Source organism: Lacinutrix gracilariae (assembly GCF_042684485.1).
In the GTDB taxonomy this organism is placed as follows: Bacteria; Bacteroidota; Bacteroidia; order Flavobacteriales; family Flavobacteriaceae; genus Oceanihabitans; species Oceanihabitans gracilariae.
This window is the reverse complement of the sequence record NZ_JBHULM010000011.1, coordinates 151,353-172,970: the sequence shown is the minus strand read 5'-3', so window position 1 is coordinate 172,970 and position 21,618 is coordinate 151,353. Positions and strand designations below refer to the sequence as shown.

General features: G+C 31.1%; 20 protein-coding genes. 14 read left to right on the top strand and 6 right to left on the bottom strand.

The genetic code is table 11. The annotated features are described in order from the left end of the window. Positions 1-47: 47 nt before the first annotated feature. The 9 genes from ACFSSB_RS08010 to ACFSSB_RS07970 all read left to right on the top strand — a co-directional run bounded on the left by ACFSSB_RS08010 (position 48) and on the right by ACFSSB_RS07970 (position 11,203). The gene (locus ACFSSB_RS08010; protein ID WP_379902963.1) at positions 48-497 is read left to right on the top strand and encodes a hypothetical protein; all 450 of its coding nucleotides are present in this window, start codon (positions 48-50) and stop codon (positions 495-497) included. A gap of 339 nt (positions 498-836) precedes the next feature. After that, positions 837-2,993, top strand: a complete 2,157-nt coding sequence (locus ACFSSB_RS08005; RefSeq protein WP_379902961.1) for a T9SS type A sorting domain-containing protein — start codon at positions 837-839, stop codon at positions 2,991-2,993. 254 nt (positions 2,994-3,247) lie between these two features. After that, on the top strand, positions 3,248-5,284 hold the full coding sequence (locus ACFSSB_RS08000) for a transketolase family protein (RefSeq protein WP_379902959.1): 2,037 nt from the start codon (positions 3,248-3,250) through the stop codon (positions 5,282-5,284). Positions 5,285-5,294: 10 nt separating this feature from the next. Beyond that, positions 5,295-5,948, top strand: a complete 654-nt coding sequence (gene fsa, locus ACFSSB_RS07995) for a fructose-6-phosphate aldolase (protein ID WP_379902957.1) — start codon at positions 5,295-5,297, stop codon at positions 5,946-5,948. 171 nt (positions 5,949-6,119) lie between these two features. Then, the gene (locus ACFSSB_RS07990) at positions 6,120-6,707 is read left to right on the top strand and encodes a DUF6134 family protein (protein ID WP_379902954.1); all 588 of its coding nucleotides are present in this window, start codon (positions 6,120-6,122) and stop codon (positions 6,705-6,707) included. A gap of 44 nt (positions 6,708-6,751) precedes the next feature. Further along, positions 6,752-7,528 (top strand): patatin-like phospholipase family protein, encoded by a 777-nt coding sequence (locus ACFSSB_RS07985; RefSeq protein WP_379902952.1) that lies wholly within the window; start codon positions 6,752-6,754, stop codon positions 7,526-7,528. Between the two features lie 141 nt (positions 7,529-7,669). Continuing rightward, entirely contained in the window at positions 7,670-8,650 is a 981-nt protein-coding gene (locus tag ACFSSB_RS07980; protein WP_379902950.1) for a DUF3179 domain-containing (seleno)protein, read from the top strand. 75 nt (positions 8,651-8,725) lie between these two features. Then, on the top strand, positions 8,726-9,604 hold the full coding sequence (gene era, locus ACFSSB_RS07975; protein WP_379902948.1) for a GTPase Era: 879 nt from the start codon (positions 8,726-8,728) through the stop codon (positions 9,602-9,604). Between the two features lie 84 nt (positions 9,605-9,688). Beyond that, positions 9,689-11,203, top strand: a complete 1,515-nt coding sequence (locus ACFSSB_RS07970; protein WP_379902945.1) for a choice-of-anchor I family protein — start codon at positions 9,689-9,691, stop codon at positions 11,201-11,203. A gap of 90 nt (positions 11,204-11,293) precedes the next feature. Here the strand turns inward: ACFSSB_RS07970 and ACFSSB_RS07965 are convergent, their stop codons facing one another. After that, complete coding sequence (locus ACFSSB_RS07965) at positions 11,294-11,809, bottom strand: GTP-binding protein (RefSeq protein ID WP_379902943.1); 516 nt, start codon at positions 11,807-11,809, stop codon at positions 11,294-11,296. Between the two features lie 241 nt (positions 11,810-12,050). Here ACFSSB_RS07965 and der point away from each other — a divergent pair, with 241 nt between their 5' ends. Next, a complete protein-coding gene (gene der, locus ACFSSB_RS07960) occupies positions 12,051-13,364 on the top strand; it encodes a ribosome biogenesis GTPase Der (RefSeq protein ID WP_379902940.1) in 1,314 nt (437 codons plus the stop codon). A gap of 136 nt (positions 13,365-13,500) precedes the next feature. Next, positions 13,501-14,085, top strand: coding sequence for an OmpA family protein (locus ACFSSB_RS07955; RefSeq protein WP_379902936.1), 585 nt, complete (start codon positions 13,501-13,503; stop codon positions 14,083-14,085). Between the two features lie 96 nt (positions 14,086-14,181). On the opposite strand, the gene ACFSSB_RS07950 is transcribed toward ACFSSB_RS07955, so the two are convergent. The 5 genes from ACFSSB_RS07950 to ACFSSB_RS07930 are packed head-to-tail and all read right to left on the bottom strand — an operon-like array spanning position 14,182 to position 17,355. Further along, positions 14,182-14,997, bottom strand: a complete 816-nt coding sequence (locus ACFSSB_RS07950) for a TPM domain-containing protein (RefSeq protein ID WP_379902934.1) — start codon at positions 14,995-14,997, stop codon at positions 14,182-14,184. Beyond that, a complete protein-coding gene (locus ACFSSB_RS07945) occupies positions 14,997-15,437 on the bottom strand; it encodes a TPM domain-containing protein (protein WP_379902931.1) in 441 nt (146 codons plus the stop codon). The genes ACFSSB_RS07950 and ACFSSB_RS07945 overlap by 1 nt, the downstream gene beginning before the upstream one ends. Before the next feature lie 5 nt (positions 15,438-15,442). After that, complete coding sequence (locus ACFSSB_RS07940) at positions 15,443-16,042, bottom strand: LemA family protein (protein WP_379902928.1); 600 nt, start codon at positions 16,040-16,042, stop codon at positions 15,443-15,445. Between the two features lie 12 nt (positions 16,043-16,054). Beyond that, positions 16,055-16,384, bottom strand: coding sequence for a MerR family transcriptional regulator (locus tag ACFSSB_RS07935; protein ID WP_379902925.1), 330 nt, complete (start codon positions 16,382-16,384; stop codon positions 16,055-16,057). Next, positions 16,384-17,355 carry a M23 family metallopeptidase gene (locus ACFSSB_RS07930; RefSeq protein WP_379902922.1) on the bottom strand — a complete coding sequence of 324 codons (972 nt, stop codon included), beginning with the start codon at positions 17,353-17,355 and terminating at the stop codon, positions 16,384-16,386. The genes ACFSSB_RS07935 and ACFSSB_RS07930 overlap by 1 nt, the downstream gene beginning before the upstream one ends. Before the next feature lie 133 nt (positions 17,356-17,488). On the opposite strand from ACFSSB_RS07930, the gene alaS reads away from it, so the two are divergent. The 3 genes from alaS to ACFSSB_RS07915 are packed head-to-tail and all read left to right on the top strand — an operon-like array spanning position 17,489 to position 21,449. Continuing rightward, positions 17,489-20,104, top strand: coding sequence for an alanine--tRNA ligase (gene alaS, locus ACFSSB_RS07925; protein ID WP_379902920.1), 2,616 nt, complete (start codon positions 17,489-17,491; stop codon positions 20,102-20,104). 5 nt (positions 20,105-20,109) lie between these two features. Continuing rightward, entirely contained in the window at positions 20,110-20,487 is a 378-nt protein-coding gene (locus ACFSSB_RS07920; RefSeq protein WP_379902917.1) for a hypothetical protein, read from the top strand. 2 nt (positions 20,488-20,489) lie between these two features. Further along, positions 20,490-21,449 carry a GSCFA domain-containing protein gene (locus ACFSSB_RS07915; protein ID WP_379902914.1) on the top strand — a complete coding sequence of 320 codons (960 nt, stop codon included), beginning with the start codon at positions 20,490-20,492 and terminating at the stop codon, positions 21,447-21,449. Positions 21,450-21,618 lie beyond the last annotated feature (169 nt).

Genomic DNA, 21,618 nt, shown 5'->3' with positions numbered 1-21,618 from the left:
ATATTATTGTGCAAATTGTATTCTGCCTTTACTTTAAAACATATATTATGATAACTACAAAAACACAAGAAAAATATCTGGAATTAATGAATGCAACAGAAATGCATCAAGCCTCAAAAAAATGGTATTCAGAATTAAGTTTCATAAAAGATGAACAACTGTTTTTAGATGATTTGGTAACTACCTACACCTTGCAACTTATTAATAAAAGAGAGTTTGAAGACAATACAGAAATTGTAGATGCCTTAAATAGATCGCAAAAAAGAAATGAAGAACTTCTAAATATTGTGAAAACACATACTAATGATCTAGAAGTTTTAGTTGATAATATTAAGCAACCAAAAGAAGAAGCAGGTTATAAAAAAGAACATCAAGAACTTGTAAAAGTAATCAGTGAGTTCTTTATTGAGTATAAAAACCTTAAAACACAATTGTTTCAAATTTTTAAAGATATTTTAAAAAACGAAAAGCAAATACGCTTGTTAGATAGAGATTAATAATAGATTCGATATTATTAAAAAAATTGCAAAAAAACAATATGAGGTTATAAACAAGCCTACTTTTTTTAATTTAATTTTATTAATATGTTTATATATTGAAATTTATAAGAAAATAAATACAACTAATTGTATTTCAGTTATTTAGATGTTCAGTATTAGTGTTTTTAACCGTTTATTATGCTGTACGTCGAGTTTTTTAAAAGGAGAAATTAAATAGTTCTACATTTAAGTTAGATGTGCTATTAATTTAAATTTTTTAACATGAAAACAATCAACTCGAAAATTTTTTCAAGTATGGGCAATTATAAGTCTATACAAAACAAAAGATTAAACAGGATGAAAATAACTTCCATCCTTTTGTTTTTTCTAACCGCTAATGTCTTTTCTAATAGTTTAACCATTATTAAAGAGGCTGACCTTAATTTAGATGTAGTTAATAAAACAACTCCAATAGGAGATAAGTCTAAAAAAAACAATTCTACTACAAAGCAAAGTACGCTAAATTCAGCAAGTATTGAGTGTGTAACTAATACCAAAAACGTATTCAGGTCATCAGATGACATTGCTTCATTTGTAATGATTGCAAAAGAGCAAATAGAACTTAAAGACAATAATCTTGTGATTTCTGGAGCTTTAGGTGTAACCCAATCTAACGGGACAGCTAAAATAAAAGACGAAAGTATTGTATATAGTTTTGTTAAATCTCCAGAAATAGAGATAGATAGTGATAGCTCTGTAGGAGCTTCAATCTATGCACAAGCAGTAATAACATTACCATCATTTATAACTAACAATACAACTAATGGAGATAGTGTAGATATTGTGGTTGAAGAAGGAGAAGATGTTGTATTACCAGGAGATGTTTATGGTAAAATTGAAGTGAAAGAAGGAGCTACTTTATCTTTTACAAGTTCCGATGTTTTTATTAAAGAAATTAAAACAAAAGAAAATGCAACAATTATTTTTATCAACAAATGTGGTAATGTGTATTTGCAAAAAGGAATGGAATTAGGTGAAAATAATATTTTCAACCCAATGCACAGAAATGTTACAATTTATGCAGATGATAAGGTTAAAATTAAAAAAGGTACAAACTTAACAGCTCGTATATATGTTAGAGATAAAGAAATTGAAGTAAAAGGAGAAAGAGGGAATACTACTTATATGAATGGTATTTTTGTTGCTAAAAAAATTAAAGGAGATGATCATGTTACCTGGACACAAGATTTAGTGACTTTACCATGTGACCCTGTTACTCCTCCAGAAGGAGCTTGCAATGAATGTGATGGTGGATTAGTAGAATTAACCATGCAATACAATGGTATGTCAAATGCTACTATTATGGTGTTAAATAAAGATGATGAGGTATTGTATCAAGGTATGCATTCTGCTACTGACCAATTTACATTTATAGGTAATGGAGATGAAAATAGAATGACAAATACTATTTATTTCTTTGTTAATGGTTTAGAAGTAAGTGATTTACATGTTAGTTGTTCACAGCCTGTTGGTCCTGGATTACAAATTGGAGACTTCGAAATAATTTCAGGAGTCAGTAGAAATGGAGGAGCCTTATGTCCTTATGTAGAAGAATGTGAATGTAAAGGTGGTTTAACAGAAATAACCATTGCTTATAGTGGAGGGCCTGGAGCTATTTTAATATCTAATTCTGGAACTGTTACAGATAATGGAGACGGAACGTATACTATTACCAATAATGGAGATAAATTAGAAAAAAACTTAGAGGTCTCTAATGGAGTAGAAACAGCAGAAATCCATACCTCATGTTCTCAGGATATTTTAGGTGTTACTTTTTCTGGAGGAATACAAGTAGTTCATTATACAGATACAGAAGGTCATAGTTCCGATTTAGTTGAAGGTTGTTCTTCTGTTGAAGTTCCTGGAGAATGCGAATGCAAAGGAGGATTAGAACAGCTAATTGTTTCTTATAGTGGAGGACCTGGCGCTACCTTAGTATCAAACTCTGGAACAGTAATAGATAATGGAGATGGTACCTATACAATTTATGATAATGGTGATAAACTAGAAAAAAACTTAGAGCTTTCTAACGGTTCTGATACTGCAGAAATTCATACCTCTTGCTCACAAGATATTTTAGGTGTTACATTTGAAGGAGGAATAGTTGTTGTTGGCTATACAGATATGGAAGGTAGCGTAGTAGGTGTAAATGGTGAGTTTTGTAACCCAGCACCTGAAAAATCACAAGTAAAATTAAATAGTGTAAGCAATAGTTTGCAAGTACAAGTTAGTCCAAATCCAAGCCAAAATACGTTTCGTATAAAAATGGATAATGCTGTGCCTAATAAAAACTACAAATTACAACTATTAGATATAAGCGGAAAACTTTTGTTGTCAGAAGAACATAATCCAAACGAAGAATTTTCTTTTGGTAGTGACTTAAAAACAGGTATGTACTTCTTAAATATTATTCAAGGAGATCAAAAACAAACCATTAAGTTATTAAAAAAATAAACAAATTTTAATAAAATTAATCAAGAGCTGTAATACTTTTTACAGCTCTTTTTTATATAGATAACTCTTAATTAATGGTATGATAAAATAAAAGCATTAAACTTTTAAAAAGTTAATAAACACCCATTAATTGTGAATAATAAAACAATTTTAAAGCAAATTTATCTACAGGTTTTGTAAAATAATCAGCATCTTTGCATCGTTAATTATGATAAAAATAAAAAAAGTTTATTAAACGTATTAAAATATAAAAAATGAACAAGCAAATTGACCAACAAGCAGCAGATAACATTAGAGCATTGGCAGTAGCCATGGTTGAAAAAGCCAGCTCTGGCCATCCTGGTGGTCCAATGGGAGGTGCAGATTTTATGCATATTCTTTATTCCGAATTCTTCAATTACGATCCTTCAGACATGACATGGCCTTTTAGAGATCGTTTTTTTATGGATGCTGGTCACCTATCTACACTAATGTATGCGCAATATTATCTTTTAGGTAATTATAAAAAAGACGATGTTGCAAACTTCAGACAATGGGGTTCTATTACTCCAGGTCATCCAGAAGTTGATGTTGCTAGAGGTGTTGAAAATACTTCAGGACCTTTAGGGCAAGGACACACAATGGGTGTTGGTGCTGCAATTGCTGCTAAATTTTTAAAAGCACGTTTTGGTGATTGGATGAATCATAAAGTATATGGTTTTATTTCTGATGGTGGTGTGCAAGAAGAAATTTCGCAAGGAGCAGGTAGAATTGCTGGTCATTTAGGTTTAAATAACTTTATCATGTTTTTTGACTCTAATGATATTCAATTATCAACTTCTACAGATGAGGTAACTACTGAAGATACTGCTATGAAGTATGAATCTTGGGGATGGAAAGTAGTAACTATTGATGGTCATGATCATGAAGCTATTAGAAAAGCATTAACAGATGCTAATAACGAAACCGAAAAACCAACCCTTATTATTGGTAAAACAATAATGGGTAAAGGTTGTGTTACTGCAGATGGAGATAAGTTTGAAGGACATTGTGAGTCTCACGGACAACCAATTAGTAATACAGGAGCAGATTACGAAAAAACATTATTAAACTTAGGAGCAAATCCTGAAAGTCCTTTTGATATTTATGAAGATGTGCAAACATTTTATAAAAATCTTATAAAAGAAAAAACAGCACAAGCTGCTAAAAAGAAAGCAGAAATTGATTCTTGGAGAAATGAAAACGAAGCACTAGCAGCAAAACTAGACTTCTTCTTATCTGGTGAATTACCAGAATTAGACTTTTCTACTATAGAGCATAAAGCAGGATTAGCAACAAGAGCTGCTTCTTCTGGTGTATTAGGTTATTTAGCTGAAAATGTAGAAAACATGATTGTTTCTTCAGCAGATTTATCTAATTCAGATAAAACAGATGGTTTCTTAAAGAAAACACACGCCATACAAAAAGGAGATTTTACAGGTTCTTTCTTACAAGCAGGAGTTGCAGAATTAACAATGGCTTGTATTGCTAACGGATTGGCTTTACACGGAGGAGTTATACCTGTAGTGGCTACATTCTTTGTGTTTTCAGATTATATGAAACCTGCAATTCGTTTAAGTGCTCTTCAAGAATTAGGTGTAAAATATGTTTGGACACATGATGCCTTTAGAGTAGGTGAAGATGGACCAACACACCAACCAATAGAGCAAGAAGCACAAATACGTTTATTAGAAAAATTAAAAAATCACAGTGGTGACCCAAGTTTCTTAGCATTACGTCCTGCAGATTCTGCAGAAACTAGCGTAGCTTGGAAAATGGCTTTAGAAAACAAAAGCAGACCAACAGGTTTAATTCTTTCTAGACAAGGTATTAAAGATGTAGAAGCACAAGGAGACTCTAGATATAATGAAGCATTAGCTGCAGAAAAAGGAGGTTACTTGGTAAAAGAAGTAGAAAATCCAGATGTGGTTTTAATTGCAAACGGATCTGAAGTTGCAACTTTAGTAGCAGCAGCTGAGATTTTAGAAAAAGAAAATAACTTAAAAGTAAATATTGCTTCTGTAATTTCTGAAGGTGTTTTTAGATTACAATCTAAAGAATACCAAAACAGTATCATACCTAAAAACAAACCATTATTTGGTTTAACAGCAGGATTACCAGTAAACCTAGAAGGTTTAGTTGGTGATAACGGTAAAGTTTTTGGTGTAGATCACTTTGGTTATTCGGCACCAGCAAAAGTGCTAGATGATAAATTTGGTTTTACTGGCGAAAAAGTAAGCAAGCAAGTATTAGAATATTTAAAAACAGTATAAAACAATAGATATGAAATTTTTTATAGACACTGCAAACCTAGAACAAATTAAAGAAGCTCAAGATTTAGGAGTTTTAGATGGTGTTACAACAAATCCGTCTTTAATGGCTAAAGAAGGAATTACTGGAGCAGAAAATATTTTAAACCACTACAAAAAGATTTGTGAACTTGTAGAAGGAGATGTTTCTGCAGAAGTTATTGCTACAGACTTTGAAGGTATGGTAAAAGAAGGAGAAGCTTTAGCAGCATTGCATCCGCAAATTGTTGTAAAACTTCCTATGATTGCAGATGGTGTAAAAGCTTGTAAATATTTTTCAGATAAAGGAATAAAAACCAATGTAACTTTAGTTTTTTCAGCAGGACAAGCATTGTTAGCTGCTAAAGCTGGAGCAACTTATGTTTCTCCGTTTTTAGGAAGACTAGATGATATTTCTACAGATGGTTTAAACCTTATCGATGAAATTAGAATGATTTATGATAACTATGGCTTTAGAACAGAAATTTTAGCAGCATCTATTCGTCACACCATGCACGTTATTAACTGTGCTAAATTAGGTGCAGATGTAATGACAGGACCTTTATCTTCTATTACAGGATTATTAAAACACCCTTTAACAGATAGTGGTTTAGCTAAGTTTTTAGAAGACTATAATAAAGGAAACTAAATATTTTTCTGTTTCATAAAAAACAGAAAAATAAATACTTAAAAAGTAGGTTGTAATTTTAAATTATAACCTACTTTTTTGTTTTTAAAAAACTATTAAATATAAACCTATAGTAGTTTTTTCTAGTAAATTAATTTTGGTAATTTGTGGTCTAATATAAAAGACTTTTCCATGATTTGGTATTTCATACTTTTCCAGTTCTTCTTTGGTCAAGAAACACCAATTAATACTCCAGATACACTTTTATATTTTGATATTGTTTTAAAAGATAAAGTTATAGGTCAATTACAAGCTGCAAAAACGCATCAAGACGCTAAAGTGCTTTACCAAAGCACTACTAATATTACCACTAGAATAATTAAAGAGGTTAATGTTAATTACCAATATCATGTAACTTTTAATGATAATAGTTTAAAAAAAGCAGATGTTTATATCACAGTTAATAATAAACCACATGCAGAAACAACCACACAGTGGTTAGGAAATCATTATGTAATTAAACAAAATGATTCAGAAAAATCATTAAAGCAGTCTATTAATTATAGTACTATTTTAATGTACTTTACAGAACCCAAAAATATAAAGCATTGTTTTTCTGAAGAAGATGGAAGTTTAAATACCATTGTGCCTTTAGGTAATCATACCTACAAGAAAATAAACGCAAAAGGAAAAGAAAATATATATTACTATAAAAACGGAAAGCTTAATAAAGCAGAAATTGATGGAGGCTTAATTCGATTTCAAATAATTTCAAAATAGATTGCAATACATATTTGTAAAATATTAAATAAAATCGCAATAAAATGAATATAGGATTAGTTTTATCAGGAGGAGGAGTAAGAGGTGTTGCGCATATAGGTGCAATTAAAGCATTAGAAGAAGCAGGAATATATCCTACACATATTGCAGGTACTAGTGCAGGAGCTATAGTAGGTTCTCTATATGCTGCAGGAATGACATGGCAAGAGATACTTCATTTTTTTAAAACCATACCCATTTTTAGAACAAGTAAATTTGCCTTAAACAAGCCAGGAATTATTGATACCGAAAAACTAACAAATGAGTTTCATGTTTGTTTTAAAGGCGATGATTTTAGTAGTTTAAAAAAGGCGCTTTTTGTTGCTGCTACCAATGTGGAAACAGGAAAATTAAAAATATTTAGTTCCGGAGAATTAATAAAACCTGTATTGGCATCTGCTTCTTTTCCAGGTGTTTTTACTCCTGTAAAAATTAAAAATTCGTATTATATTGATGGAGGTGTACTTAATAATTTTCCAACAGAACCATTAATACCACATTGTGAAAGTATTATAGGTGTATATGTAAACCCTTTAACATCTGTAAAAATAAAAGATTTAAAACACTCTTTTTCGGTGTTAGATAGAGCGTATAAAATTATGGCTGCTTCTGGTTCTTTAGCAAAATTTTCAGATTGTGATTTTGTTGTCTCTCCTAAAGGATTAGGAAGATATGGTACTTTTAATATGAAAAGTATGGATGCTATTTTTAGTCTTGGTTATAATAGTACCAAAGAAGCATTAGAGAATAATGTTTCTAAAGTAGAAGCGATTATAAGTTAGCAGCAGTTTAATAGTATAGATGCTTAAAAAAAAGAGTAGCAGTATTTCTTGAGTTTTCAAGACTGTTTTTTGTTTTTCAATATGTTAAAGTTTGTAAGTATACTGAATAGTAGCGACTTACGTATTGTAAAGGCATAGGTTATGAAAAATACAATACTATTATTCTTCGTTATATTACTTTTTAATTGTTCTTCAGATGATTCTAATAAAAATATAGAAAGTAGTGAGTGGTCTGTAGACCTAAATGATGTTTCTGGTAGGTTAAATTTGTTCCCATTGTCATTAGATCCAGAGTTTCTTTCTGTTTCAAATACAGATTTAAGTGATGGTGTTATTGTAGGAGTGGTTTCTTTTGGTTCTGCTATTAGAGTGTTTCCTTATGTTTTTGTGCGTCCAACAGAAATTATTAATACTAGTTATAGCAATGTAGATTATGCTTTTTCTTATTGTCCTATAACAAAAAGCGGAATTGCTTTTAAAAGAGATCAAATTTTTAGAGCCTCTGGTTATTTATACAAAGATAACCTAATGCCTTGGGATGAAAGTACAGAAAGTATTTGGTCGCAAATGTTAGGAAAAGGAGTTAATGGTGCACGACAAAATGAAATTTTAGAAAAAATTCCAGTTCTTCAAACTACCTGGAAGACCGTTAGAACTTATTATCCTACAGCTAGAGTCTTAAGTCGAAATTCAACTTCTAAATTATATAGGTTTCCTCAAGAACCAAATGATGATAATGATGATAATGTAGAGTTGCCATTTGCAGGTGAGTTAACATATGGTATTGTAGAAAATAATTTGCAAACCGTCCATTTTTTTAGATATCAAGATTTTGAATCTTCTAAAAGAAAAGATGTAATTATTCAAGGTCAAAAATATATAGTTTATGGTAATGCAACAAAACGGGTTGTTAACGCTTTTAAAGTAAGTGATTTTGATAGTTTTCAATTATTAGATGATGCAGAGTTTCCAAAAATATTAAAATCTAATAATGTTAAATATGATATTTTAGGAAATAGCACTGGTGGAGCATCTTTAAATAAACCAAATTTTGCCTATGTTGCAGCTTGGTTTGCGTGGAGTGATATTTTTGTAGGCTATAAGTTTTATCCAAACCAATAATCAAATTTTAAAAATATTATTGTAGCTATTCGTATAAATAACTTTTACAGTACCTTTGCATAAAATACTTTTTAAATGCATAAAGCTGGCTTTGTAAATATTATTGGTAACCCAAACGTAGGTAAGTCTACATTAATGAACGCCTTTGTAGGCGAAAAACTTTCTATCATTACGTCTAAAGCGCAAACAACGCGTCATAGAATTTTAGGTATTGTTAATGGTGAAGATTTTCAAGTAGTACTTTCTGATACTCCTGGAATTATAAAACCAGCATATGAGCTACAAGCATCTATGATGGATTTTGTAAAATCTGCCTTTGAAGATGCAGATGTGCTAATTTATATGGTAGAAATTGGTGAAAAAGAATTAAAAGACGAAGCCTTCTTTAATAAAATTACCAATTCAAAAATACCTGTTTTACTACTTTTAAATAAAATTGATAAATCAGACCAAACACAACTTGAAGAGCAAGTACAAACTTGGCAAGCAAAAGTGCCTAATGCCGAAATATTTCCTGTTTCTGCTTTAGAAGGTTTTAATGTAAAAGAAGTATTTAATCGTATTATAGACTTACTTCCTGAGTCACCTCCATTTTATCCAAAAGATCAACTTACAGATAAACCAGAGCGCTTTTTTATAAATGAAACCATAAGAGAAAAAATCTTATTACACTACAAAAAAGAAATTCCGTATGCTGTTGAGGTAGATACCGAAGAGTTTTTTGAAGAAGAAGAAATTATTCGTGTGCGTTCTGTAATCATGGTAGAAAGAGAAACGCAAAAAGGAATCATTATTGGTCATAAAGGATCTGCTTTAAAACGAGTAGGAGTAGAGGCTAGAAAAGATTTAGAAAAATTCTTTGGTAAACAAATTCACTTAGAACTGTATGTAAAAGTGAATAAAAACTGGAGAAGCAATCAACGTCAGCTGAAACGTTTTGGTTACAATCAATAGCTTTTACTAATAGTATCTTTTTGTTTAGCTAACATTAAGTTTAAATGCGAATACCATATTTGAGAATTAATAATTCAACCAAATATGAAAAATTTAAACAAACTTTTTTTAGCATCTTGTATTGCCTTATTTTTTAGTTGTAATCAAGATGATGACCAAGCACAAGAAACAATCATTAACACAGAGGTAAACTTTCAATATAAATCTACAATTAATGTAGGTGGTGAAGGTGCTTCAGAAATTTCAGCTTTTGACGCAATAACCAATAAGTTATATGTTGTTAATGTAGAATCTAATCAAATATCTGTTTTTAATATTTCAGATATAAACAATCCTTTACAAGAAACTGCTATAAATCTTAGCGCTTTTGGTACGCCAAATAGTGTAGCTGTAAAAGACGGAAAATTAGCCATTGCAGTAGAAGCTAATGTAAAACAAGATCCAGGAAAAGTATTAGTGTATAACACAACAGATGATACTTTACTAAACCAATATAATGTTGGTGCTTTACCAGATATGGTGACTTTTACTAAAGATGGTAATTTAATTATTTCTGCTAATGAAGGCGAGCCAAATGATGATTATACAGTAGACCCAATGGGAACTATTAGTATTATAAGTTTAGCAGATAACACAACTACTACCTTAGATTTTATAAGCTTTAATGCGCAACAAGCAAGTTTAGAAGCACAAGGTTTTCGCGTTTTTGGTCCTGGAGCTACTTTAGCTCAAGATGTAGAACCAGAGTATGTTGCCGTTTCTGAAGACTCACAAACCGCTTGGGTCTCTTTACAAGAAAATAACGGAATGGCTAAGGTAAATTTAATATCTAAAACCATTGAAGCTATTTATCCTTTAGGATTTAAAGACCATAGTATAGCCGGAAATGAGCTAGATGCAAGTGATAAAGATGATGTTGCAACATTAAAAAATTGGCCAGTTTATGGTATGTACCAACCAGATGCCATTGTAAATGTAAATATAAACGGAACAGATTATATTATTTCTGCTAACGAAGGTGACGCTAGAGATTATGATGGTTTTTCTGAAGAAGAAAGAGTAGATGATTTAACTTTAGATGAAACTGCTTTTCCTTTAAGTGAAGATTACCAAAACGAAATTAATTTAGGGCGTTTAAAAACAACAAACACTTTAGGCGATTTAGATAATGATGGAGATGTAGATGCTATTTATGCGTATGGAGCACGTTCTTTTAGTGTGTGGTCAACAAACGGAAACTTAGTGTATGACAGCGGAAACAGTATTGCTACAGAAACACTTGCCTTAACACCAAGTAAGTTTAATGATGAAGACGGAAGAAGTGATGATAAAGGTGCAGAACCAGAAGCTGTTGAGGTGTTAAATATTGGTAATGAGCGTTACGTGCTTTTTGTAGGTTTAGAGCGTACAGACCAAGTAATGGTTTATGATATTACCAATCCAACATCACCAACATTTTTATCTATTTTATCCCATGCAGGTGATGAAGCTCCAGAAGGTGTTTTAATCATTCCAGCAGAAACTAGTCCTACAGGAAAAGATGTATTAGTGGTTTCTAATGAAGATAGCGGAACGGTTAGTTTTTATGAAAATGAATAAAAATCATTTATAATAAAATAAAAAAGCCTTAGTTTTTGCTAAGGCTTTTTTTATTTCGAGATTGTAATTGTAGCTGTTGTAACTCTAGGTTTATATAGCATCAATACCTTTGCTTTTTAAGGTTTTACGCATGAAATTATGTAGCTCATGCATTTGTGCTGTTCCTGTTTTTTTTCCTATTCTTCCGCCAAAATAAAGAGCAAACCAAACTACTATCATAAACAAGGTTACAAATAATTGTATCGCATAGTTTGTGTTTAAAGACCAATTGGTGTAGGCCCAAACACAAAAACCAAAAAATAAGCAAATCACTATAAAATGCAGAAACATAAACATGGTCCAAACGGTAGGGTTTGGTCCAAACAAGCCATAGATATAGCTGTTGTTGTCTTTTTCTTTTTTGTTGATTTCTAAATGTAGTTGTGGCGACCAAAAGTGTTGTTTTGCTTTTGGTATTTTAATAAAAACATGATCATCAACCCTAGAAACTATAAAATCACTTTGTGTGTTTTTAGTGTCTTCAAAAAGTTTCAACAACGTTTCTTTGTCTAATTTTACATCTAGTTTAAAACGAGGTCTTAATACTATTTCATTGGTTAATGCCATTTTATATCATTTAATGTTTCAATGTACAGTTTTTTATTTAAACTTTTTCAGAAAATATAAAACCACTAGTTATTAGGTGTTTGAAGGGTTTTACTGCTCTTTTAAATAGAAATTAAGAAGGAAAAAGTACTCAAAAAAACAATTTATTAGCTAATTTTAAAAAAACAACAACGAGTTCTATAACTAAACACTACCTTTGCAGACGCTTACAGGATATGTAAGGCAGATTAAAACAAAAAATATGAGTAATATAGTAGCTATTGTAGGAAGACCAAATGTTGGAAAATCAACATTTTTTAACCGATTAATTCAACGTAGAGAAGCCATTGTAGATGCAGTAAGTGGTGTAACTAGAGACAGACATTACGGTAAAAGTGACTGGAATGGAAAAGAATTTTCATTAATAGACACAGGAGGATATGTTAAAGGAAGCGATGATATTTTTGAAGCAGAAATTGATAAGCAAGTAGAATTAGCTATTGATGAAGCAGATGCTATTATCTTTATGGTAGATGTTGAATCTGGTGTTACAGGAATGGATGAAGATGTTGCAAAATTACTTCGCAAAGTAACAAAACCCGTTTTTTTAGTAGTAAATAAAGTAGATAATGGTAAACGTGCCGAAGATGCTGTAGAATTTTATTCTTTAGGTTTAGGCGAATATTATACCGTTGCAAGTATTAATGGTAGTGGAACAGGAGATTTGTTAGATGCACTTGTTGAAGCTTTACCAGAAAATGAAGAAGAGGAAGAGGTAGAAGAAGATTTACCACGTTTTGCTGTTGTTGGTCGTCCAAATGCAGGGAAATCTTCATTTATTAACGCTTTAATTGGTGAAGATAGATACATCGTTACAGATATTGCTGGAACCACTAGAGACTCAATTGATACAAAATATAACCGTTTTGGATTTGAATTTAATCTTGTAGATACTGCAGGAATTAGAAAAAAATCAAAAGTAAAAGAAGATTTAGAATTTTACTCCGTAATGCGAAGCGTAAGAGCTATTGAGCATTGTGATGTATGTCTTGTGGTTTTAGATGCTACTCGTGGTTTTGATGGCCAAGTACAAAATATATTTTGGTTAGCAGAACGTAACAGAAAAGGTATTGTTATTCTTGTTAATAAATGGGATTTAATTGAAGATAAAGGAAGTAATACTATTAAGGAGTTTGAACGTGCTATAAGAAAACAAATGGAACCTTTTACAGATGTGCCAATTGTATTTATTTCTGTACTGAATAAGCAACGTATTTACAAAGCAATAGAAACTGCTGTTGAGGTATATAAAAACAGAAGCAAGCGTATTAAAACTAGTGAGCTTAATGAGATAATGTTACCTATTATAGAAAATTATCCGCCACCAGCACTTAAAGCAAAATTTGTAAAAATTAAATACATCATGCAGTTGCCAACACCACAACCGCAATTTGCATTTTTCTGTAATTTACCACAATATGTAAAAGAACCTTATAAGCGTTTCTTAGAAAATAAATTACGTGAAAAATTTAATTTTCATGGTGTTCCAATTAGTGTATACATGCGTAAAAAATAATTAAAAGTACTATAATATATATAGGCATAATGTAAAAGGCAAGCTTTTATATTATGCCTTTTTTTATTTTAAGTATTTATAAAGAAATTTTAAAGACTTCTCTTTTTTAGTAACTTAGGTTTTTAAATTATTCTTTATGTATAAAATTATTGCGTTTTTTCTGTTTAACTACTCTGCTAACTGTTTTTCTCAAAACAATGATTTACCTAAAAACCCTCAGCCAGGAAAATGTTATGTAAGATGCATTCAGGATAATGTTTTAGATTGGAAAACAATTCCGTGTGATTTATTATCTAAAAACAATGAATTGTCCATTCATATTACTCCAAATACCGAAACAATTTCTAAAAGAGATAAAAAGACAATAGATAGAAAAATTGTAAAGCTTATTAAAAAAGAGTACGTGGTGCTAATAGAAGTGCATCATGATTCTTCTGAAAGTGCTACTGTAAATAAAGAATTATCTAATAAAAAAGCACAACTAATAACAGAGTATTTTGATAGTCTTGATATACCCAAAGAAATGGTTTGGATTAATTATTTAGGCAATTCTAAAGCTAAAAATAAATGTGTAAATAATACATTAGACTGTAATAAGCTATATCGTGAAAATAGTAAAATTACCTATAAAGTAGTTTCTGCAGGTAAGCCAATTAAAGGTCATAGATATATGTATAATGAAAATACAGGAACGTATTATTGGTTAAAATCTAAGGAATAAATGTTTTAAGAAGTACTACAAACTTTCTGCTTGCTAACTATAATAGTTCACTGAACACTGAACACTGAACACTGAGTACTGAACACTGAGTACTGTCTACCAACCTCCAGAAGCACCTCCACCTCCAAAGCCACCTCCACCAAAGCCACCTCCAAAACCTCCTCCAGAGCTTCCGCCTCCAAAGCCTCCACCAAAACCTCCAGAACCACTTCTGTAGCCTCCGCGTCCTGAGTTGCTTAGTATTATAGCTTCTAGTATATCTCGTGTGGTATTTCTTTTTCCTCCAAAATGATCAGTGCCATTTCCGCCACCTCTACTTTTAGAAATAGAAATTAAAATGATGATAAATATGATAAAAAGGAGTACTACAAAGCCTACAGGAAATTCACTAGAATTTGATTGTCTTGTGCCTTGATATTCGCCATTTAATACTTCAAAAATAGCATCTGCACCTCTGTTCAATCCTCCGTAATAATCGTTTTGTTTAAAATAAGGTATGATATCTCTTTCAATAATACGTCTAGACATAGCGTCTGTAAGTAAATGCTCTACACCATAGCCTGTTGCTATAGCAATTTTTCTATCGTCTCTAGCTAGTAATATAAAAACACCATTGTCTTTTTCTTTACTACCTCCAACTCCCCATTTATGAGCCCATTGTGTCGCTAAGTACATTATATTTTCTCCTTTTGTAGTAGGTATAATAGATACTACAATTTGGGTAGAGGTGGTGTCAGAATATTTTATAAGTTTGTTTTCTAATGAGTTTTTTTCATTAGAAGAAAGCATGCTAATATAATCGTATACACTAGTTTGCTCTTCTGGTATTTCTGGAATATCAAATTGAGCAGTAACGGTTTGAAAAAATCCAAAACAGCATATAAGTAAAAGTAGATGTTGAAGCTTTTGCATTAGCTTTTTGATATTTCGTTGGTTAGCTCGTTTTGGTCTAAATCACTAAACGGAAAATACTTTTTTAGTTGTTCTCCTGCATGTAAAATACCTTCAACCAAGCCTTGTTTAAAGTTTCCAGATTTAAATTGGTTTTCTATAATGGTTTTGGTGTCATTCCAAAAATTAGCAGCAACTAATTCATGTATACCTTTGTCTCCATAAATAGCAAATGCTTTGTTTTGTACTGCCACATAAATTAAAACACCGTTTTGTAATTTGGTATTATGCATTTTTAAAACAGAAAACACTTCTAAAGCACGACTTTCTATGTCGCCTTTAAAAGTGTTTTCTATGTGCACACGTATTTCGCCAGAAGTGTTTTTTTCGGCTAAACGTATAGCTTCAACAACTTCTTGTTCTTCAATGGCGCTTAAAAATTCTTCAACTCTATCAGACATGTATATTAGTTAAAATCAAAATCTACATCTGGAGCATTTTCACTACCAGCATCTGCTTTGTAGTAATCCATAGGTTCAAAATTTAAAAATCCTGCTAATAAATTATTAGGAAAAGTTTTAATGTGCTTGTTATATGGTTCAACAGCTTCATTAAATCTATCTCTAGCAACATTAATTCTATTTTCTGTTCCTTCTAATTGACTTTGTAGTTCTAAAAAGTTTTGGTTTGCTTTAAGTTCTGGATAACGCTCTACAGAAACTAATAACTTAGACAAAGCGCCACTTAAGCCACTTTGTGCTTGTTGAAATTGTGCCATGTTTTCTGCTGTTAAATTACTAGCATCTATTGTTGTTGAAGTTGCTTTTGCTCGCGCTTCAATAACTTCTCTTAATGTAGTTCTTTCAAAATCAGCTGCACCTTGAACGGTTTTAATTAAATTGCCAATAAGGTCATTTCTACGTTGGTAAGAGCTTTCAACATTTCCCCAAGTTTTTGTTGCAGACTCTTGTAGGTTAATTGCTGTGTTGTTAAAATTCTTTCCCCAAGAAAATATTGCAAATACAATAACACCTAAGACTACTAATGGTATAAGCCACTTTTTCATAATTAAGTTAGTTTAAAGTTGTTCTTTTAGTTTAATTAATTGATTTTTTATTCCTTCTAATTTACTAATAATATCGAAATTAGAGAGTGTTTGTTTTTTTTCTTCTTTTAAATGCGTTTTTGCTCCATCAAGTGTAAAGCCTCTTTCTTTTACTAAATGGTAAATTAGCTTTAGGTTGGTAATGTCTTCTGGTGTAAACTTTCTGTTTCCTTTTGCATTTTTTTTTGGTTTTAAGACATCAAATTCTTTTTCCCAAAAGCGAATAAGTGAAGTGTTTACGTTAAAAGCTTTGGCTACTTCTCCAATACTATAATATCGTTTTTCAGGTAAATCTATAAACATTAATCTAGAGATTGGTTTTCTAATGAAGCGTGTTTTAATAATTCATTAAATTCTTCAGCAGTTAAACTTCCATAATAAAAGTTTAAAGGGTTAATACGTTGGTCGTCTTTAAAAACTTCATAGTGTAAATGTGGTGCTTCACTTCGGCCTGTACTACCTACAAACCCAATTAAATCTCCACGTTTTACTTTTTGGTTTTTTCTAACATTATACTTGTACATATGTGCATATAATGAAACGTAACCATAACCATGATCTATTCTAATATGGTTTCCGTAACCAGCAGCTCCATTGTCTGCACGTATAACAATACCATCTCCCGAAGCATAAATTGGTGTGCCTCTTGGTGCTGTAAAATCCATTCCCCAATGCATTTTTCTAGCTTTGGTAAATGGGTCTGTACGCATACCAAAACCAGATGCCATACGTGTTAAGTCTTCATTTCGTATAGGTTGTATCGCAGGAATAGATGCTAAAAGTTTTTCTTTTTCTTTTGCAAGAATCGCTATTTCATCTAAAGATTTAGATTGTACAACAATACGTTTTTGTAATTTGTCTATGCGCTTGTTACTTTCTATAATAAGTTTTGAATTGTCATAACCTTCAAACTTTTTATATCTATTAACACCTCCAAAACCAGCTTTACGTTGTTCTTCAGGAATTGGGTTTGCTTCAAAATATAGTCTGTATATGTTATTGTCTCTATCTTCAACATTTGCTAAAACCGCTTCCGCTTCATCAAACTTTTTATTTAGCAGTTCAAAATTTAATTTTAAATTCTGTAACTCTCTATTTAAAGCTTTTTCTTTAGGAGATTCAAAGTATTGACTTGCTATAAAAACAAAAAAGAAACCAAACAAAGCTGCTGCACTTAAAAACAGTGTAATGTATTTTAAAGTACGTCTTTTTTTACGCTCTATCTTTCTATAAGAAAGCGTTTCAGAATCATAATAATATTTTACCTTACTCATTCTATAATTTATACTATTTTTGTATGAAAAATAAATAGAAGCCCTATTTAATACTTAATAGCTAACGACCAAAGATAAAAATTGTTTTGCAATTAAGACCATTTAATAATATTAAAGATTATTTAAAATAGAAATGAAATCTCAAGATATTCGCTCAAAATTTTTAAGTTTTTTCGAAGAAAAAAAACATAGCATCGTACCATCTGCACCAATGGTTTTAAAAGATGACCCAACATTAATGTTTGTAAATTCTGGAATGGCTCCTTTTAAAGAATACTTTTTAGGAAATGCAGAACCTAAAAATACGAGACTTACAGATAGTCAAAAATGCTTGCGAGTTTCTGGTAAACATAATGATTTAGAAGAGGTTGGTTATGATACGTATCATCATACCCTTTTTGAAATGTTAGGAAATTGGTCTTTTGGTGATTATTTTAAAAAAGAAGCTATTGCTTGGGCTTGGGAGCTTTTAGTAGATGTGTATAAAATTGATAAAGATATTTTATATGTTACTGTTTTTGAAGGTAGCGATGACGATGATAATCTTGAAATGGATACCGAAGCATATGATATTTGGAAACAATACATTTCTGAAGACCGTATTTTAAAAGGGAATAAAAAAGATAATTTTTGGGAAATGGGTGAGCAAGGACCTTGCGGACCTTGTAGTGAAATTCATGTAGATATACGTTCGGCAGAAGAAAAAGCCAAAGTAGATGGTAAGTCTTTAGTAAATATGGACCATCCGCAAGTGGTAGAAATCTGGAATCTTGTATTCATGCAATACAACCGTAAAGCTAACGGAACTCTAGAAAATTTACCAAACAAACATATAGATACAGGAATGGGATTTGAGCGTCTTTGTATGGTATTACAAAACGTGCAATCTAATTATGATACAGATGTGTTTACACCTCTAATTAGAGAGATTGAAACTATTACAGATAAAGATTATGGTAAAGAAGAAAAAGTAGATGTTGCCATTCGTGTGATTTCAGATCACGTACGTGCAGTAGCTTTTTCTATTGCGGATGGACAACTACCAAGTAACACAGGAGCAGGTTATGTAATTCGTAGAATTTTACGTCGTGCTGTGCGTTACGGATTTACGTTTTTAGACAAAAAAGAACCATTTATTTACAGGTTGGTAGATGTATTAAGTAAAAAAATGGGAGATGCTTTCCCAGAAATAAAAGCACAAAAACAACTTATTGAAAATGTAATTAAAGAAGAAGAGGCTTCGTTTTTAAGAACATTAGATCAAGGTCTAGCTATTTTAGATCGTATCGTTGCTAATGCAACAGATAAACAAGTGTCAGGTTCTAAGGTTTTTGAACTTAAAGATACTTACGGTTTTCCTGAAGATTTAACCGATTTAATATTACGAGAAAAAGGTTTTTCTTATAACAAAGGAGAGTTTAATAAACGCTTAAAAGAACAACAAGGAAGAGGTCGTGAAGCATCTGAACTAAAATCGGATGATTGGACGGTTTTAATAGAAGATGAGGAACAAGAGTTTATTGGTTATGACCAATTAGAAGCTAAAGTAAAAATTACTAAATACCGAAAAGTAGTTTCTAAAAAAGATGGTGAATTATACCAATTGGTATTTAATTTAACTCCGTTTTATGCAGAAGGAGGAGGTCAAGTTGGTGATAAAGGATATATAGCATCTAGTAACGGAAACGTTTTTTACATAGTAGATACTAAAAAAGAAAACAATGTTATTATTCATATTACCAAAGAATTACCTGGTGATGTAAACCAAGTGTTTGATGCTACAGTAGATGCTAAACAGCGTTACAGAACCGAGTGTAACCATACAGCAACACATTTATTACATCAAGCTTTACGCGAAGTTTTAGGTGATCATGTAGAGCAAAAAGGTTCTGCTGTGCATTCTAAATATTTACGATTTGATTTTTCGCATTTTTCTAAATTAACAGTAGAAGAATTACGTGACGTAGAAAACTTTGTAAACGCTAGAATAGATGGTAAATTACCTTTGCAAGAAAATAGAAATGTGTCTATGGATAAAGCACTAGAAGAAGGTGCAATGGCTCTTTTTGGTGAAAAATATGGAGATGCTGTTCGTACGATTCGTTTCGGACAATCTATTGAGCTTTGTGGAGGAACACATGTAAAAAATACAGCAGATATTTGGCATTTTAAAATTGTGTCTGAAGGAGCAGTTGCAGCAGGTGTACGTAGAATTGAAGCTATAACTAATGATGCTGTTAAAGACTTTTATTTTGAAAATAACAGAGCGTATTTTGAAATGAAAGATTTACTAAACAATGCAAAAGAACCTGTAAAAGCATTACAAAATTTACAGTCTGAAAACACCGAATTAAAAAAGCAAATTGAAAGCCTTTTAAAAGATAAAGCTAAAAATATTATTAGCGATCTTAAAAACGAAATATCAGAAGTTAATGGTATTCAGTTTTTAGCTAAAAAAATAGACTTAGATGCTGCAGGTATTAAAGATGCATGTTTTAATTTAGGTCAAAATCAAACCAATATATTTTTATTATTTGCAACAGAACAAAACGGAAAAGCATTGCTTTCTTGCTATATCTCTAAAGAATTAGTAGCAGAAAAAGGCTTAAATGCAGGAACTGTAGTTAGAGAGCTTGGTAAGCATATTCAAGGAGGAGGAGGAGGACAGCCTTTCTTTGCAACTGCAGGAGGGAAAAATCCAGGAGGTATAGAATTAGCCCTTAAAGAGAGTGAAAACTATATAAAATAGAGCGCATGAAAAGGTCTGTATTGGTTTTTTTTATAATGTTGTTTATGTCTGCTATGCATGCGCAGACATTACCTGCATTAAAAGAAAAAAATACAGGTAAAAATACAGCCATGTTTTGTCATTATGTTGATGAAAATGGCAAAGAGCATTGGGTGGAAACCGTTAAAAATCTTAGCAATAAACAAATAAGTAAGATACAGAAGCAGCTTCTTTTTTTAGACTATACTATAGTAGAAACAGGAGTTTTAGATGTGCAAACCAAACGTGAGTTGGCTTTGTTTAATAAAGAAAATGGTTTAGGAAACTATCCTTATGTTTTGCCAGAGACTCAATCTGTGTTAAAAGCAAAATATAAAGAAAAGAAGAAAGCGGTTAAAAAATAACATTGAAACTACAAACACAAATACCACTAAAGCAAGAGAAAAATAATCTTATAGATTATAATGCAAAACTCTTGCTTTTAGGTTCGTGCTTTTCAGAAAATATAGGCGAAAAGTTTACTTATTTTAAGTTTCAATCCTTAGTGAATCCTTTTGGTATTTTGTTTCACCCAAAAGCTATTGAAACAGTAGTTGAAAAGGCTTTAGATTTAAAAAAATATACAGACAAAGATGTCTTCTTTCATAACGAACAGTGGCATTGTTTTGATGTACATTCAAAATTAAGTAATGCATCTAAAGCCATTTTGTTAGAAGATTTAAACGCTACCATACAAACTACCAATCAACAACTAACAAAAGCAACACACATTATCATTACCTTAGGTACTGCTTGGGTGTATAAGCATATAGAAACCAATACTATTGTTGCTAATTGCCACAAAGTACCACAAAAAGCATTTACAAAACAATTACTTACAGTAGATGAAATTTTAAATTCCTTAAAAAATATAGTTTCAAAAATTAAACAAGTAAATGCTAATGCTTCAGTAATTTTTACGGTTTCTCCTGTAAGACATATAAAAGATGGTTTTGTAGAAAATACACAAAGTAAATCGCATTTAATTACAGCAATTCATCAATTACTGCAAGAAAAAGAGCAATCCTTAGGTTTGGCATATTTTCCTAGTTTTGAAATTATGTTAGATGAACTTAGAGATTATCGTTTCTATAAAGAAGATATGTTGCATCCTAATAAGTTAGCAGTAAGTTATATATGGAATAAGTTTCAACAGGTTTGGATTTCTTCTGAAGCCAATAAAACAATGCAGGAAATTGACACGATACAAAAAGGCTTAATGCATAAACCATTTAATCCAAATGCTAAAGCGCATCTTCAATTTTTAGATGCACTAGATCAGAAAATAAAAAGAATTAAAACGAAACATGATTTTGTAATCTTTTGACTACAAACAAGATAGGTATTTACATATGGTCTTTTTATTTTTCGTTTAGTCGAAAAAGTAGTGTTAATTGATTTATATATGCTATATTTATAAAGCTATTAATCAATTATTTATTAAACATCAACCACAAACTTATTCATTTTAAGAAATTGTAGTTGATGTTTTTTTT